This is a genomic window from Pseudomonas sp. BAV 4579, from assembly GCF_009765395.1.
GTDB classification, from domain to species: Bacteria; Pseudomonadota; Gammaproteobacteria; order Pseudomonadales; family Pseudomonadaceae; genus Chryseomonas; species Chryseomonas aestiva.
The window spans coordinates 57,708-73,107 of the sequence record NZ_WHOV01000024.1; the positions used below are offsets into that span (position 1 = coordinate 57,708).

Annotated in this window: 14 protein-coding genes, 1 tRNA gene and 2 pseudogenes; 7 read left to right on the forward strand and 10 right to left on the reverse strand. The window is 66.9% G+C overall.

Annotation, left to right across the window (positions count from 1 at the left end):
* Positions 1-35 precede the first annotated feature (35 nt).
* From GSQ95_RS07420 to GSQ95_RS07430, 3 genes are read left to right on the forward strand one after another with little or no spacing between them, the layout of a single operon-like run.
* A complete protein-coding gene (locus GSQ95_RS07420; protein ID WP_158889432.1) occupies positions 36-2,057 on the forward strand; it encodes a HAMP domain-containing sensor histidine kinase in 2,022 nt (673 codons plus the stop codon).
* 21 nt (positions 2,058-2,078) lie between these two features.
* Positions 2,079-2,639 (forward strand): cob(I)yrinic acid a,c-diamide adenosyltransferase, encoded by a 561-nt coding sequence (locus tag GSQ95_RS07425; RefSeq protein WP_158889430.1) that lies wholly within the window; start codon positions 2,079-2,081, stop codon positions 2,637-2,639.
* A complete protein-coding gene (locus GSQ95_RS07430; protein ID WP_158889428.1) occupies positions 2,636-3,700 on the forward strand; it encodes an ion transporter in 1,065 nt (354 codons plus the stop codon). Before GSQ95_RS07425 ends, GSQ95_RS07430 begins: the two co-directional genes overlap by 4 nt.
* On the opposite strand, the gene GSQ95_RS07435 is transcribed toward GSQ95_RS07430, so the two are convergent.
* The 3 genes from GSQ95_RS07435 to GSQ95_RS07445 all read right to left on the reverse strand — a co-directional run bounded on the left by GSQ95_RS07435 (position 3,681) and on the right by GSQ95_RS07445 (position 6,622).
* A complete protein-coding gene (locus GSQ95_RS07435; protein ID WP_158889426.1) occupies positions 3,681-4,535 on the reverse strand; it encodes an ATPase in 855 nt (284 codons plus the stop codon). The genes GSQ95_RS07430 and GSQ95_RS07435 overlap by 20 nt on opposite strands.
* Positions 4,536-4,708: 173 nt before the next feature.
* The gene (locus tag GSQ95_RS07440; RefSeq protein WP_158889424.1) at positions 4,709-5,653 is read right to left on the reverse strand and encodes an NAD(P)-dependent oxidoreductase; all 945 of its coding nucleotides are present in this window, start codon (positions 5,651-5,653) and stop codon (positions 4,709-4,711) included.
* An 81-nt stretch (positions 5,654-5,734) separates the two neighbouring features.
* Positions 5,735-6,622 carry a LysR family transcriptional regulator ArgP gene (locus GSQ95_RS07445; RefSeq protein WP_158889422.1) on the reverse strand — a complete coding sequence of 296 codons (888 nt, stop codon included), beginning with the start codon at positions 6,620-6,622 and terminating at the stop codon, positions 5,735-5,737.
* Between the two features lie 99 nt (positions 6,623-6,721).
* On the opposite strand from GSQ95_RS07445, the gene GSQ95_RS07450 reads away from it, so the two are divergent.
* On the forward strand, positions 6,722-7,321 hold the full coding sequence (locus tag GSQ95_RS07450) for a LysE/ArgO family amino acid transporter (RefSeq protein WP_158889420.1): 600 nt from the start codon (positions 6,722-6,724) through the stop codon (positions 7,319-7,321).
* 62 nt (positions 7,322-7,383) lie between these two features.
* A complete protein-coding gene (locus GSQ95_RS07455; RefSeq protein WP_158889418.1) occupies positions 7,384-8,349 on the forward strand; it encodes a HAMP domain-containing protein in 966 nt (321 codons plus the stop codon).
* Between the two features lie 9 nt (positions 8,350-8,358).
* Here GSQ95_RS07455 and GSQ95_RS07460 read toward each other — a convergent pair whose 3' ends face one another.
* Positions 8,359-8,973, reverse strand: a complete 615-nt coding sequence (locus tag GSQ95_RS07460) for a pseudouridine synthase (protein WP_158889416.1) — start codon at positions 8,971-8,973, stop codon at positions 8,359-8,361.
* A 236-nt stretch (positions 8,974-9,209) separates the two neighbouring features.
* On the opposite strand from GSQ95_RS07460, the gene GSQ95_RS07465 reads away from it, so the two are divergent.
* Positions 9,210-10,241, forward strand: coding sequence for an MBL fold metallo-hydrolase (locus GSQ95_RS07465; protein ID WP_158889414.1), 1,032 nt, complete (start codon positions 9,210-9,212; stop codon positions 10,239-10,241).
* Between the two features lie 2 nt (positions 10,242-10,243).
* On the opposite strand, the gene GSQ95_RS07470 is transcribed toward GSQ95_RS07465, so the two are convergent.
* From GSQ95_RS07470 to GSQ95_RS07485, 4 genes are all read right to left on the reverse strand, one after another.
* Entirely contained in the window at positions 10,244-10,705 is a 462-nt protein-coding gene (locus GSQ95_RS07470; RefSeq protein ID WP_158889412.1) for a hypothetical protein, read from the reverse strand.
* Positions 10,702-11,376 carry a SatD family protein gene (locus tag GSQ95_RS07475; RefSeq protein ID WP_256664495.1) on the reverse strand — a complete coding sequence of 225 codons (675 nt, stop codon included), beginning with the start codon at positions 11,374-11,376 and terminating at the stop codon, positions 10,702-10,704. The genes GSQ95_RS07470 and GSQ95_RS07475 overlap by 4 nt, the downstream gene beginning before the upstream one ends.
* 163 nt (positions 11,377-11,539) lie before the next feature.
* Complete coding sequence (locus GSQ95_RS07480) at positions 11,540-11,875, reverse strand: protealysin inhibitor emfourin (protein ID WP_158889410.1); 336 nt, start codon at positions 11,873-11,875, stop codon at positions 11,540-11,542.
* Between the two features lie 12 nt (positions 11,876-11,887).
* Complete coding sequence (locus tag GSQ95_RS07485) at positions 11,888-12,949, reverse strand: M4 family metallopeptidase (protein ID WP_158889408.1); 1,062 nt, start codon at positions 12,947-12,949, stop codon at positions 11,888-11,890.
* A 134-nt stretch (positions 12,950-13,083) separates the two neighbouring features.
* Between GSQ95_RS07485 and GSQ95_RS07490 the strand changes: the two genes are divergently transcribed.
* A tRNA-Gly gene (locus tag GSQ95_RS07490) sits at positions 13,084-13,157 on the forward strand.
* 94 nt (positions 13,158-13,251) lie between these two features.
* Here the strand turns inward: GSQ95_RS07490 and GSQ95_RS07495 are convergent.
* Together GSQ95_RS07495 and GSQ95_RS27080 are read right to left on the reverse strand one after the other, a co-directional pair.
* Positions 13,252-14,940, reverse strand: a pseudogene (locus GSQ95_RS07495) (ATP-binding protein); the annotation flags it as partial.
* 78 nt (positions 14,941-15,018) lie between these two features.
* A pseudogene (locus tag GSQ95_RS27080) lies at positions 15,019-15,336 on the reverse strand (PAS domain-containing protein); the annotation flags it as partial.
* Positions 15,337-15,400: the final 64 nt, after the last annotated feature.

The following is a 15,400-nucleotide window of genomic DNA, read 5'->3' on the forward strand; positions in this document are numbered from 1 at the left end:
TACCCTGCCCGCTTCCCTGTTGCCGCGACTGCCTCATGATCCTCGCCAAACGCCTGAAGAATCTCCCGGTCGGCCGCAAGTTGCTGGCCGCCCTGCTGGTGATGATGATCGCGGTGCTGGTGGTGGCCAACGTGACCTTCATCAGTGCCGCCTACTGGATCTCCCAGGAAAGCGTGGCGCCCCAGGCGCTGCAGACCCTGGGCCGGCTGTTCGCCAGCCCGGTGCTCAGTCGCGAGGTGCTGGCCTCGCCGGAAGCGGCCCAGGTGCAGTTGCGCCAGCTGGATGGCTATGCGCCGCTGCGCCTGGCCGCGGTCTACGACAGCCAGGGCCAGCGCCTGGCCGAGTTGCACAACGGCGATCGCCTGCAGGTACCCGCGCGCTTCGAAGAGCTGCAGACCTGGCGCCTGCGGGAATTCCGTACCAACCTGCTGGTGGAACTGCCGCGCCCCGAGGGCCCGCCCGGGCATCTGCTGCTGGTGGCCAGCAGCGAACTGCCGGGCGCCTTCTACCGCGGTACCCTGACCGCCAGCCTGGCGATCCTGACCTTCAGCATCCTGCTCTGGCTGGTGGTGGCGCGGCAGATCAAGCGACTCATCACCCTGCCGATCCGCGAGCTGGAAGAACTTTCCCGCCAGGTGACCCGCGAGGAAAACTATTCGCTGCGCGCCAGCAAGGGCAGCGAGGACGAACTGGGTCGCCTGGCGGAATCCTTCAACACCATGCTCGGCCGCATCCAGGGCCGCGAGCAGCAACTCAAGCGCGCCCGCGACGACGCCCAGTACGCCGTGCTGCAGGCCCAGAGCCTGGCCGAGGAGACGCGCCGCTCCAACCGCAAGCTGGAACTGGAGGTGCAGGTCCGCGGCAAGATCGAGAAGAAGCTCACCGGCTTCCAGAACTACCTCAACAGCATCATCGACTCCATGCCCTCGGCGCTGATCGCGGTGGACGAGCAGTTCTACGTCACTCAGTGGAACCAGGAAGCCACCCACCTCTCCGGCACCCAGCTGGACGAAGCCCTGAACCAGCCGGTGTTTCTCGCCTTTCCCTCGCTCAAGCCGTTCCTGCCGCAACTGAGTCGCACCGCCGAATTGCTGCGAGTGGAAAAGGTGGAGCGGGTGACCTGGGCGCTGACCGACACCCCGCGCCACTACACCCTGACCTTCTACCCGCTGATGGGCGGCGCCGGGCGCGGCGTGGTGATCCGCATCGACGACATCACCCAGCGCCTCAACATGGAAGAGATGATGGTGCAGTCGGAAAAGATGCTCTCGGTGGGCGGCCTGGCCGCCGGCATGGCCCACGAGATCAACAATCCCCTGGGCGCCATCCTGCACAACGTGCAGAACATCCGCCGGCGGCTGTCGCCGGAGTTGCCGAAGAATCTCGAGCAGGCCGCCGAATCCGGCGTCGAGCTCAATGCGGTGAATTGCTACCTGGAAAGCCGGCAGATCCCGCGGCTGCTCGACGGCATCCACCAGGCCGGCAGCCGCGCGGCCAAGATCGTCAGCCACATGCTGGCCTTCAGCCGGCGCAGCAATCGCAAGATGGAAGCCAGCGAATTGCCGCCGCTGATCGACCAGGCCATCGAGATCGCCGGCAACGACTTCGACCTGGCCGAGGGCTTCGACTTCCGCACCCTGTCGATCATCCGCGAATTCGATCCGGCGCTGGGGCCGGTGCCGGTGATCGGCAACGAACTGGAGCAGGTGCTGCTCAACCTGCTGAAGAACGCCGCCCAAGCGATCCACCTGCGCGACGACGAGGAAGAAGGCGAATACGGCCGCATCACCTTGCGCACCAAGCTGCGCGGCGGCTGGGCGGAGATCCAGGTGGAAGACAACGGCATCGGTATCCCCGAAGACATCTGCAAGCGCATCTTCGAGCCCTTCTTTACCACCAAGGAAGTGGGCCAGGGCACCGGTCTGGGCCTGTCGGTGTCGTACTTCATCATCACCAACAACCACAAGGGGCAGATGGAGGTGCATTCCACGCCCGGCATAGGGACCTGCTTCACCCTGCGCCTGCCCCTTATCCAGGCCGACTTCGACGCGGCCTAGAACCTCATCAGGAGCTGCGCCATGGGTTTTCGCCTTACCGAGATCTACACCCGCCAGGGCGACGCCGGCGACACCGGCCTGGCCGACGGCAGCCGGGTACCCAAGGACCATCCGCGCATCGAGGCCATCGGCGCGGTCGATGAACTCAACAGTGCCCTGGGTCTGCTGCTCGCCGAGCTGGCCGAGGACGTCCGCCTGGCCGAGGTAGGCGACCTTCTGGCGCCCTGCCAGCACCGGCTGTTCGACCTCGGTGGCGAACTGGCCATGCCCAGCTATCGCGCCCTGCAGCCGGTGGAGATCGAGCGCCTGGAAGGTGCCATCGACCGCTGGAACGCCGAGCTGGGGCCGCTGGAGAATTTCATCCTGCCCGGCGGCTCGCGCGCCGTGGCCCAGGCCCATGTCTGCCGCACCCTGGCCCGCAGCGCCGAGCGGCGCTGCCGCAGCCTGCACGCGGTGGAGCCGCTGGAGGGCCAGGGCCTGCCCTATCTCAATCGGCTGTCCGATCTGCTGTTCGTCGCCGCCCGCATCGTCGCCCGGCGCCAGGGGGTGAGCGAGGTGCTCTGGCAGGCCGCACGGCCATGAGCGCGCCGGCCGCACCCGCCGCGCCACCACCGCGCCGCCACGAGGGCCTGCTGGCGCTGTGGGACGGCCTGATCCTGATCCTGGTCTGCGTGAACCTGGCGCTGATCCTGTTCGACAGCCTCTATGCCCTGGGACCGCTCAACCAGGCCCTGGCCGCCGTGCTGCCCGGCTTCCACGCCTTCTATGGCGAACGCATCCATGCCCACTTCACCCACATCGACCTGGTGTTCGTCGCCTTCTTCATCGCCGATGTGCTGCTGGGCTGGCTGGTGGCGGTGGTCGAGCGCCGCCATGCCCGGTGGTACCACTATCCCTTTATCCACTGGTACGACGTACTCGGCTGCATTCCCCTGGGCGGCTTCCGCCTGCTGCGGGCGCTGCGCATCGTCTCGCTGCTCCTGCGCCTGCAGCGCCTGGGGCTGATCGATATGCGCGGCTGGCGGCCCTATCGGCTGTTCAACCACTACTACCAGCTGCTCATGGAAGACCTGTCGGATCGGGTGATGATCAAGATCTGCGGCGAATTGCAGGACGAGCTCAATACCCGCGACGACTTCTCCCAGAGCGTGATCGACCGCGTCATCCGCCCGCGCAAGCAGCGGCTGATCGACGGCATGGCGCTGCGCATCCAGGCGATGGTGGAACAGGGCTACAGCCAGAATCGCGCCACCCTGGAACGCCTGGTCGGCGACGTGGTGCAGCGCGCCCTGGACGAGAATCCCGACCTGGCCCGGCTCAAGCGCCTGCCCATGGGTGAGCGCCTGGCCGACACCCTGGACGGGGTGCTCACCGATATCGTCAACGGCCTGGTCCGGGAAGCGGCGGCCAGTCTGCGTACCCGCGACTTCCGCGCCCTGGCCAGTCGCCTGGCCGATCACGGCTTCGATCAGAGTCTGCCCAGCGGCGCCCAGGACAATGCCCTGGACGAGGTGCTGGTGGAGATCCTCGAGGTGTTCAAGCAGAAGGTCCTGCAGCGCCGGCTCGATCAGCTCGATGGCGAACTCTGGCCGCAGGAATGGCAGCGCAGCGAGATCGATCCGATCAACGCGCCCCGGCGCTGATCTGCTGCTGCAGATTCTGCACCTGGGTCTGCAGGGTGGTGATGTTGCGGGTGGTCTGCAGGCGGAAGGCGTCGAATTCCTTGCTGTCCGGGCCCACCGGGCGGGCGTCCAGTTCGCTGCGCAATACCAGCAGGTCCTGCTGCATCTCGCCCAGGGCCTGGTTCTGGGCGCTGGGTTTCTTCAGCGCGGCGATGTCGGCCTGCAGCGCCTTGTTCTGCGCGGTGAGGTTGGCCACCTGCTCGCTCAGGCTGGCGGTCTGCGCCAGGCCGTTCTTCAGCGCGGCCTGCTCTTCGGCCAGGGCCTTGAGCCGGGTATCCACCTCGCCACTGCCGGTCTGCACCGTCTGCACCGCGGTGGAGAGCGTCTGCAGGCGGTTGTCCTGGGCCTGCTGGTTGTCCGTCACCCCCTGTTGCTGGCGGGTAAGTTCGGCGACCTTGGTCTGCAGCGTCTTGACCTGCAGCAGCAGGGCCTCGCGACTGGTGGTGCCGGAGGATTCGCTCTCCACCAGCTTGCCGGAGATATCCCTCAGCCGACCCTGGGCGTCTTCGCTGATGCGCGCGAAGTTTTCCTGGGTGGCCACCACCTGTTCCTGCATCAGCACCAGTTGCTGATGACTCCACCAGGCGACCCCGGCCAGGGCCAGGGTCAGGGCCGCGACCAGCACCCACAGCGGCGCGGTGGAGGGCCCCCGGCGTACCGCGCGGGAGTGACCGGCAGCGGGTTCGCGATAGACCTCTTCGGCTTCGACCGGACGCCGACTGCCGGGACGGCGATCGTCGCGCTCCGGGGTCAGACTCGGGACGTTATCCATTTCATCGAGAAGATCGTTGCGCATGGCAGACCTGTGAGCAGAGGCAGGAAGACGGAATCGCGGCCAGTATAACGGCCGTCGCCATGGACGCGAGGCAGCCGGCACGCGGATTGGCCCCGGGAGCGTGCGCCGAAGCGCAGTCTGCGTTGATAGCAAAGCGCCAGCATGCCATGCCCTGGGTACGCTGAGGATGGCCGCTAGACCGGTCCGCTATGGGCCTGGGGCGCCCGCGGGCGATATTCTTCCAGGGCGCTCCAGGAACTGGCCTCGGGCAGGTAGCCGAAGGCCTCCTGGGCGGCGCGGATGTCCAGGGTGAAGGCGCTGTCGAGCAACTCGGGCCAGCAGGATTCATGTCCCGGGGTGCGCAAGCGGGCATAGAGCCGCCGGGGATCGAAGGCCTTGCGCTCGACCACCGGCGGCAGCTCGAAGCGGCGCAGCAGGAAGTTGATCGCGTCCCAGCACACCAGGGGCTGGCCATCGCTGAGGTTTAAGACCTTGCCACGGGTGGCGGCCGGTTGCCTGAGCAGCAAGGTCACCAGGGCCTTGCGCAGGTTGCCGGCGCTGGTGAAGTCCCAGCGATTTAGACCGTTGCCGCTACGCCCCAGCTGCCTGGCCTTGGCTCTTTCCAGCAACCAGCGTGCCCAGTCGCGATCGGCCAGGCCGAGCACCTGGGCCGGCCGCAACACCGTGACCTGGGGGCCGAATTCACCGGCGGCCAGGGCCAGGCGCTCCAGTTGCAGACGGCGCTGGGCCTCGCGGCTCCTGGGCTTGGCCGGCACCTGGTCTTCCTTGAGCGCTTCGCCGCCCCTTTCATAGAGGCGCGCGGACGACACATAGACAAATTGCGCCACCTGCTGCTGCAGGGCGGCTTCGATCAGCACCTGACCATGATCCAGATCCGCGGCGCTCGGCACGCCGGCCACGTCGGTGCAGTGGGCGATGGCGTCGATGTCGTCGCACAGCGCCACCACCTGCGCCGGCTGGTCGAGCAAGGCCGGGTGGTAGTCGGCGCCGCGTTCGACCAGGGCGTCCAGGGTCGCGCCGGGGCGGCCGTGCACCCGCACCAGTTGGCCGCGGTCGAGCAGATCGCAGGCCAGACCCGCACCGAGCGCCTCGCTGGCGCCCGTGATCAAGATACGCATGTCGCTGGGATTCCCGAACCTGTCCGCGGTCGCCGAGGACGACCCAGGGACCAGTGTAACCAAAGCCTTCGACAGGCGCCGCTAGTCGCGCACCAGCCACTGGCCGGCGACGCCCTCCAGATGGCGGGTCAGCGCCTGCAGGGCGACACCGCCATTGCGCCAGTGATGCCAGAACAGCGGGACATCCACCCAGTGACCGGGCGCCAGATCCACCAGGGCACCACTGGCCAGGGCGGCCGCACTCTGGATATCGGGCAGCAGACCCCAACCGATACCGCTGAGGGCCATCTGTTGAAAGCCTTCGGCGGACGGGCAGAGATGGTAGTCGAAGGGCGCGGTGACACCGAGCTGCTCCAGGTAGCGGTGCTGCAGGCGGTCGTCCGGGCCGAAGACGATGGCGGGCGCGCGCACCAGGGCCTGGGCGATCGGCCGCCCGGTCAGCCAGCGGGCACAGAAGTCCGGACTGGCCACGGCGCGATAACGCATGGCGCCCAAGGATCGCACCCGGGCGCCCGCCAGGGGCTGACCGCTGGCGCAGAGGCAGGCCGCCACCTCGCCCGCGCGCATGCGCCGCAGCACCACGTCCTGATCCTCTACCACCAGATCCAGCAGCAGCCCCTGCGCCACCAGCCAGGGGCCAACCGCGGCCGGCCACCAGCTGGCCAGGCTGTCGGCGTTCAGGGCGATACGGAGCCGCTGCGGCACCTCTTCGGCCAGTCCCGGCACCTCGCTGCCCAGATCGGCTTCCAGCAGGCGGACCTGCTGGATATGGCGCAACAGCCGCAGCCCCGGCGCGGTGGGCTGGGGCGGTGTCTCCCGCACCAGCACCGCCTGGCCGACCCGGGCTTCGAGCAGCTTGATGCGCTGGGACACCGCCGATTGCGACAGACCCAGCCGGCGCGCCGCCCGCTCGAAGCCGCCCTCTTCCACCACCACCGCCAGGGCTTCCAGCAACTTGTAGTCGATCATCGATTCAGCTAATGCTGCATAAGGAATATTGGTTTTTCTTATACACCCAGACCCGGCAAGGTGGCAGCCATTCCCGGACCACAAGGCGATACCCTTGCAATGAACAGCTATTTCACCGGCCTCTTGACCATGGCCAGTCTCATCATGGCGCTGGGCGCCCAGAACACCTATCTGCTGGCTCAGGGGCTGCGCCGTGAGCACCATCTGGCCATCGCCGCCTTCTGCCTCACCTGCGACGTGATCCTGGTGGCAGCCGGCGTACTGGGCCTGGCCGCGCTGATCCAGCACAGCCCGCTGCTGGTGGACATCCTGCGCTGGGGCGGCGCGGCCTTTCTGCTCTGGTACGGCGCCCAGGCGCTACGCCGGGCCTGGCGGCCGGCGGCCATCGACAAGCTGGAGACCACGAGTCCGCGCAGTCGACGCCAGGCGTTGCTCGCCGCGGCCGCCGTCTCCCTGCTCAATCCCCATGTCTATCTGGACACGGTGCTGCTGGTGGGCTCCCTGGGCAGCCAGCAGGCCGCGCCCCTGGCCTATGTGTTCGGCGCCGCCACCGCCTCCATGCTGTGGTTTTTCGGACTCGCCCTGGGCGCGGCCTGGGCCGCACCCTACCTGGCCCGTCCGGGGGTGTGGCGACTGATCGATCTGCTGGTGGCCGGGGTGATGTTTGCCGTCGCGGTGCAATTGCTGGTCTCGACCTGAGGCTGGCCTTCGCCCGGCGAGCGCCCTAAGCTGCGGCTCTGCGTTTCCTGTCGAGAGTCCCTATGCCCTTCGCCCGCTCGCTCCGCAGCCAGAGCCTGCTCCTGTTCGGCGGCAGTCTGCTGCTGATGCTGCTGATCGCCCTGGCCGGCTTCGGCCTGCTTTCCCGCGAACTGCACCGCTACCAGCACCTGATCGAGGGCCCGCTGGAGCAGCTGGTGGAGATCGACGACACCCACCTCACCTTCAAGATCCAGGTGCAGGAGTGGAAGAACTTTCTGCTGCGCGGTGGCGATGCCGATACCGCCGAGCGCTATTGGCAGGCCTTTCTGACCCGCGAAGCCGAGGTCGATCAGCGGCTGCAACAGCTGGCCACCCGCGTCGACCCCGAATTGCAACCGCGGCTCCAGGCGCTGCGGACCCAGCACGGGCGTCTGGGCGAGCGCTATCGCGCCGGCCATGCCGCCTATCTCGCCCATGACCGCGATCCACGTCGCGGCGATGCCGAGGTCCGGGGTATCGACCGCGAGACCGCCGAGGGCTTCGCCGCCCTGGTCGATGAACTGCACGGCCGTACCGCCGCGCAGATCGCCGCCATCCGCGCCGAGGCCCAGCGCGACATCCTGCTCGCCGGCCTGGCCCTGCTGCTCTGCGGCGGCGGCCTGCTGTTCCTGGGGGTCAGACTGGTGGAGCGCCGGCTGGTGGACCCGCTGGTGACCTGCGCCCGGCAACTGGGGCTGCTGGCGCGCGGACGCTTCGGCGAGCGCCTGCCCGGCGGGCGCGATGACGAACTGGGTCGCCTGACCCTCAGCACCAACCTCCTGCGCGACGCCGCCGTCCAGCACACCCACGAGCTGCGTCATCAGGCCAGCGAGGTCAGCGCCCTGAGCGCCCTGCTGGCCAGTCAGCTGCTGACCGAACCGGGTCAGCCCGCGCGCGCGATCGATCCGCAGGTCCTGAAAGAGGTCAGCCGCCGCCTCGCCGACATCGCCGGCGATCTGCAGGAGGCCGCCAGCCAGCGGCAGGACTGAACTGCGGCGCTAGAGCTGCGCCGCTACCTCGCGCCATTGCCCCGGTGCCAGGTCGTCCAGCGTCCAGGGGCCGATGCGTACGCGCACCAGGCGCAGGGTCGGCAGACCCACCGCGGCGGCCATGCGCCGCACCTGGCGATTGCGCCCCTCACGGATGGTCAGCTCGATCCAGGCGGTCGGCACGCTCTTGCGAAAGCGCACTGGCGGATCGCGCTCCCAGAGCACCGGCGGCTCGGCCAGCAGACGGGCTTCGGCCGGCAGCGTGGGGCCGTCATTGAGTTCGATCCCCTGGCGCAGGCACTGCAATTGCGCTTCGCTGGGCGTGCCTTCCACCTGGGCCCAGTAGGTCTTGGGCAGCTTGTGCCGGGGATCGGCGATGCGCGCCTGCAGCTGGCCATCGTTGGTCAGCAGGAGCAGGCCTTCGCTGTCACGATCCAGCCGGCCAGCCGGATAGACGCCCGGCACCGCGACATAGGCCTTCAGCGTCGCGCGGCCATCGGCATCGGCGAACTGGGTGAGCACATCGAAGGGCTTGTTGAGCAGCAGCAACCGCGGCGTGACCGGCGGCGCCTTGGCCTGGCGACGGGGCCGCTGGCCGGGGGTGGAACGGGTATTTCGCGACATGGGGATCGACGGCGGCTAGTAAGGGCCTGTTCAAAGGCTCGCGAGCTAGAGCCAAACAAGGCGAAAATGTCTGAGGAAGCGGATCGTACTCGCGCTCGATTTTACAAAAGTAAATGAGCATTCCGACCGGGCTGGCGATCCAGGACCTTTTCAACGCCGTTTGGCCGACGCGCAGCAGACTCTGAATAGGCTCTTAGGGGTAATCTGGGCCATCCAGTCTATTCGTCCGAGGTCCCATGCGCATCTTTCGTCCGCTGTGGCTGATCCACCTGCTCACCCTGGCCGGTTGCGCCTCGTCGGCCTACGAAGGCCCACGCACCGACCACTTCGACGGCGAGCGCTTCCACAACCTGGCGCCGCGCGAGGACAAGAGTCTCCGGACGTTGCTGAAATGGCAGTTCACCCGCACCCGGCCGGAATGGACCTGGCAGGAAGGGCCGGCTGTGCCGACGCGGCCAGCAACGCGGGTCGAGGGCGGCGAATTGCGGGTGACCTTCGTCAACCATGCCACCCTGCTGATCCAGCATCAGGGCCTCAACATCCTCGCCGATCCGGTCTGGTCGGAGCGGGTCAGTCCCTTCAGCTTCATCGGCCCGCGGCGCTATCATGCCCCCGGCGTGGCCCTGGATGACCTGCCGCCGCTGGATCTGATTTTCGTCAGCCACAGCCACTACGACCATATGGATCTGGCGACCCTGAGGCGCCTGGCCGAGCGCGCGCCCCTGACGCCGGTGGTGACGCCCCTGGGCAACGCCGAGCTGATCCGCCGCGAGACCGGTTTCGTCACCGTCAGCGAACTGGACTGGTGGCAGAGTCTGCCGCTCAAGGATGACGTGCGCCTGCACCTGGTGCCAGGCCAGCACTGGTCGGCGCGCAGCCGCTTCGACACCAATCGCCGGCTATGGGGTGGCTTCGTGCTGGAAGCGCCGAGCGGACCGGTCTATTTCGCCGGCGATACCGGCTGGGGCCCGCACTTCGCGCAGATCCGCGAACGCCTGGGCGCGCCGCGCTTCGCCGCCCTGCCCATCGGCTCCTATGAACCGCGCTGGTTCATGCAGGACAGCCACCTGAATCCCGACGATGCGGTACGCGCTCATCAGGCCCTGGGCGCGGCCAGCAGCCTGGGCATCCACTTCGGCACCTTTTCCCTGAGCGACGAAGGGCAATTCGCCCCGCCCCGCGACCTGGCCCATGCCCGGGCCCTGCACGGCCTGGCGGACGCGGCGTTCCGGACACTGGCGCCGGGCGAGGTCTGGTCGGTGCCCTGAGGTCAGCCGCCGACCTTTGCTGTTTCGATCAAAGGCGGTAGAGAGGAAGCGCTGAGCCAATCCATCAGGGTAGCTCTCATAGCAATTCCCCAATGCTGGTCATAGAGGGTCCAGGCCCCAGTAATCACGATGGCCCAGAGAATGCTGAACAGCGAACCGACCAGAAAGTATTCGGCAAAGTCCCGCTGATCCAGCTCTTTGAAGCGAGCGACGGTTTTGAGCGCTATCACCGCCGCGAGGATTTCCCAGCTGTTGCTCAGCAGTCCCGCAGCCAACACCAGGCGTTCGAGCCAACCGATGAGGCGTCCCGCGGAAAAGGCACCATCGGCGGATGCATCTGGCACCCCTGGCCGTCGCATGCGGATGAGCATACTGCGACACAAGACATTGCCGAGCTCGGTCAACAGGACCAAGGCAAAGAGCGTATAGGCCAGTGTATGCAATCCTTGCAGTAACCCGTTCACTGGTCGACCTCCCTGCGATCCAGCTCTGTCAGTACCTCCAGCACGGCGTTCCACTGTTGGCTATAGGCGTCGAAGTGGCCGGAGGTGCGTACCTTGTAGATGCTATGGACCGATACCTGACGCTGCTCTGCCAGCTCTGCTGGCGACTGTCCGTGCAACAGTGCCGCGATATCGCTCAATTGACGTTGCGTCCAACTTTTCTCGATCACCGTCAAACCCACCCCTAGCGCATCGAGAGCGACCTCCAACAGCGGTTCCTGTGGCAGCGAGAACCCATAACGGCAGAGCGCGCGCTTTTCATTGAGCTTGTGCCGACTGCGACTGAGGCCAGGCCCCATCATGTTCCAGGCCTGCTCCGGATTTACCGCCGTTTCTATCTGGGCCAGCCCCAGGACGAAGCGGCAGTCGATATTGCGCTGCAGGAGATCCAGCCTGATGTCACGCAACAGCCGAGCGCCGGCATTCAAGGAGGTCACCAGACCCTGAAATTCGTCTCCAAGGGTGATGGTCAGCGGTGACGCCAAGACGTCGGCATAACGCCTGTTGTGCTGCACCACCGCTTCATTGAAAGCCTTGTGCAACTGCGCCACGTCGACAGCTTGCTCGCTATGCACCAGGTCACCCATTACCACAGCGAGCGTTTTGGCCGTCTTTACCTGCTTTAGGGTCATTTTCGCGATGTAACCATAAAAGGGTCAATCAGCTCTTTTTACCCAAAGATGGTATGACTCGCCTAGTGCTAAATACCTCTAATGACCAGCAGTCGAAGGCCAAGGCATTCAGGATCCTTGAGGTCACCTTCAACAGCTTGACATCCCTGTCTGGTGATTCAGGTCACTCCACCAACCCCTTATCCCAGAGCCGTACCAGCTCACTGGGCGCCCGGTCTTCGGGGATCAGCAGGGTCAGTTCGTCTTCCTGCTCGGCGGGTTGCGGGCGAAAGCGCAGCTCCACCTTGAAGTAGCGCTGATCGCCGCGCCCGACCTGGGCCGGTTCGCCGGATTCCGGCAGGCAGCGTTCCAGCACCGAGCAGATGCGCCCGCGCTGGGCACTGTCGTACCGGCCGAATTCGATCTCCCGCGGCTTGCTTAACGCATGCAGGGGCGCGAAGCCCCCCTGTCGCGAGAGTCGCACCACGGTGTCCTTGCCCAGCGGGGGAAGTTCGCGCATTGCCTTGCTCCTCTAGCTAAGGGTGACACCCACGCCAGCCCAGGCCTCCTCGACCGCACGGACCTCTGCCGACTCGGCGCCGAAGCGACGACCGGCGTTGGAGACGGTGAGGCGGGCGAAGGCGGCGAAATCCGCATCGTTGGCCAGGCGACTGTCGCAAAGGGTGTCGTACCAGATCGGCCCGGCCTTTTCCCAGGCGTGACCGCCCAGGGCCAGCGCGGCCAGGTAGAAGGCCCGGTTGGGAATGCCCGAATTGAGGTGGACACCGCCATTGTCTTCGCGGGTCTCGATGTAGTCGCGCATATGGCCAGGCTGGGGATCCTTGCCCAGGGTCGGATCGTCGTAGGCGGTGCCCGGCTCGGCCATCGACCTCAGGCCCTTGCCCTTGATCTTCTTGGTCAGCAGCCCGGCGCCGATGATCCAGTCCGCCTCGGCGGCGGTCTGCTTGAGCTGGTACTGCTTGACCAGGATGCCGAAGACATCGGACACCGACTCATTGAGCGCACCGGACTGGTTGAAGTACACCAGCCCCGCCTCGCTCTCGGTGACGCCGTGCACCAGCTCATGGGCAATGACGTCGAGGGCGATGGTGAATCGATTGAAGATCTCGCCGTCGCCATCACCGAACACCATCTGCTCGCCGTTCCAGAAGGCGTTCTGGTAGTCCTGGCCATAGTGGACTGTGCCGGCCAGCGGCAGGCCCTGGCCATCGATGGAATTGCGCCCGAAGACCTCGTTGAAGAAGGTGAAGGTGGCGCCCAGGTAGTCATAGGCTTCGTCCACCGCCACGTCGCTCAGGGCCGGCTGGCCTTCCTGGCGCACCAGGCGCCCGGGCAGCTGCATGGCATTGCCGGCATCGAAGATGCTGCGCTGCGGACTGGCGTCATCGGTACGCGGCAGCGGCCCGATCGGCGCCTGGCGCACCCCGGGCCGACCGGGATTGTGCAACAGACTCTGGACGTGGCTCAGGGTGGTCAGGGCGCAGGAACGCTGGTGTTCGTCGCCATGATCGATGATGCGGCCAAGAATGTAGGGGGGAATCACCCCCTGGTAGGTGCCCGGGTTACGAGACATGCGCGCCCTCCTCCTCTGGGGGACAAAGGTCCCCGATCACCGCAGCGTGCGGTCCTGTCCGTTGGACCACGAAACGACCAGACGACTCCCGCCTCTTCACCCGGAGGCAGGCTTCTGGTACAAAGGCACCCCACGCGGGCGTCGTATAATGGCATTACCTGAGCTTCCCAAGCTCATGACGAGGGTTCGATTCCCTTCGCCCGCTCCAGATTTCAGGCGGCCTCCAATCAGTCCTTGCGGACACGCTGATTGGGGGCCGTTGCGTTTTCAGGCTCTGCCCAGGGGTTTTGCGCGCGCGAAACCTACCCCGCCACCAGGCTCCTCACCCGCTGCGCCAGGGCCTCCACCGCGAAGGGCTTGGTGAGGATCGCCATGCCCGGTTCTAGGTGGCCGTCGCTGAGCAGCGAGGTTTCGGCGAAGCCGGTGATGAACAGCACCTTGAGCGCCGGACGCTGGACCCGGGCGGCGTCGGCTAACTGGCGGCCATTCATGCCGCCGGGCAGGCCGACGTCGGTGACCAGCAGATCGATGCGGGCATCGGAGTGCAGCACTTCCAGGCCGCCGGCGCCGTCGGCAGCCTCGATGATGACGTAGCCCAGTTCGCGCAGCAGATTGGTCACCAGCATGCGCACCGTGGGTTCGTCGTCGACCACCAGCACCGTGGCATGGGCGCCTTCCAGCGGGCAGGGTTGGCCTTCGGTAAGGGGCAGGGCGCACGGTCGCTCCACCGGTCGCAGGGGCAGGTAAAGGCAGACGGTGGTGCCTTCGCCTGGCGTCGAGCGCAGCCGCAGCTGGCCGCCCGACTGGCGGGCGAAGCCATAGATCATCGACAGGCCCAGACCGGTGCCCTGCCCTATGGGCTTGGTGGTGAAGAAGGGCTCGAAGGCCTTGGCGGCGACCTCCGGCGTCATGCCGCTGCCGGTGTCGGTCACGCTCAGGTGCAGATAGCGCCCGGGGGTCAGTTCGAAATCGCGGGTATCCGCTTCGCCGAGGGTGCGATGACTGGCGGCGATGAGGATACGTCCGCCCTTGGGCATGGCGTCGCGCGCGTTGATGCACAGATTGAGCAGGGCGTTTTCCAGCTGGGACTGGTCCACCAGCAAGGGCTGGTCGTCCGGCAGACTGGTGAAGTGCACCTGGATGGCCGGCCCCACGGTGCGCTGCACCAGATCGAGCATGCCGCCCACCAGCTGGTTTACGACGGTGGCCTCGGGGGCCAAGGTCTGGCGGCGGGCGAAGGCCAGCAGCCGGTGGGTCAGGGCCGCGGCGCGCTTGGCGCTACCCTGGGCGGCCAGCAGGTATTTTTCCAGTTCGGTGAAGCGCCCCTGGCCGATGCGCAGACTCATGAGGTCGAGGCTGCCGGAGATCCCCGCGAGCAGGTTGTTGAAATCATGGGCCAGGCCGCCGGTGAGCTGGCCGACCGCTTCCATCTTCTGCGACTGGCGCAGGGCCTCTTCCGAGCGGCGCAGTTCCTCGGTGCGCTCTTCGACGCGCTGCTCCAGGGTGGCGGTCAGGTCGCGCAACTCCGCCAGGGCACGATCGCGCTCATCGGCCAGGGCACGCCGGGCATCCACGTCCAGCAGCACGCCGGGAAAGCGCAGCGGGGTGCCGTCCGGAGCCAGTTCGACGTGGCCGTTGGCTTCCAGCCAGTAGTAGCGGCCGTCGCGCCGTCTTACCCGATACTGGTGGGCATAGCGGCCACCACGGTCGATCACCTCGGCAATGGCGGCGGCCAGACCGGCCTGGTCGTCCGGGTGCACGGTCGCCACCACCTGGGCCAGGCTCAGGCCGTCGCGCCCCAGCGCCGGATCGAGGCCGAAATTGAGCGCGAAGGCTTCGTCGACGGTGAATCTGTCGGTGGGCAGGTCCCAATACCAGGTGCCGATGATGGCGCCGGCAGCCAGGGCCAGTTGCACGCGCTCGGCAGCGGCCAGCACGCTGCTTTCCGCGGCGCGGGCGCTGTCGAGCTCGTCGATGCGCGCCGAGAGTTCCTGTTCGAGGGTCAGGTTGTGCCGGCGCAGGGCGGCCTCGGCCACATCACGCTGGTGATGGGCCTGGACACTGGCGGTGGTCTCGGTGGTGATGTTGAGCATGCCGACGATGGCCTCGCCGTCCCGCAGCGGGCTGTAGGAAAAGCTCCAGTAGGTGTCCTCGGGATAGCCATTGCGGGTCATCACGAAGTGCTTGTCGACGAAGTGCAGCGCCTCGCCGGACAGCGCCCGCTCGATCAGCGGCGCGATCTCGTCCCACAGTTCCGCCCAGATGTCCTGGATCGGCTGCCCCAGCGCCGCGGGATGGCGCGCGCCGAGAAAGGGGGCGTAGGCCTGGTTGTAGATCAGCGTCTGCTCCGCGCCCCAGGTGGCGCACATGGCGAAAGGCGAGGCCATCAGCAGGTCGTAGGTGGTCCGGAGGGCCACGGGCCAGCTGGCGCGCGCGCCCAGTGGCGTGGTT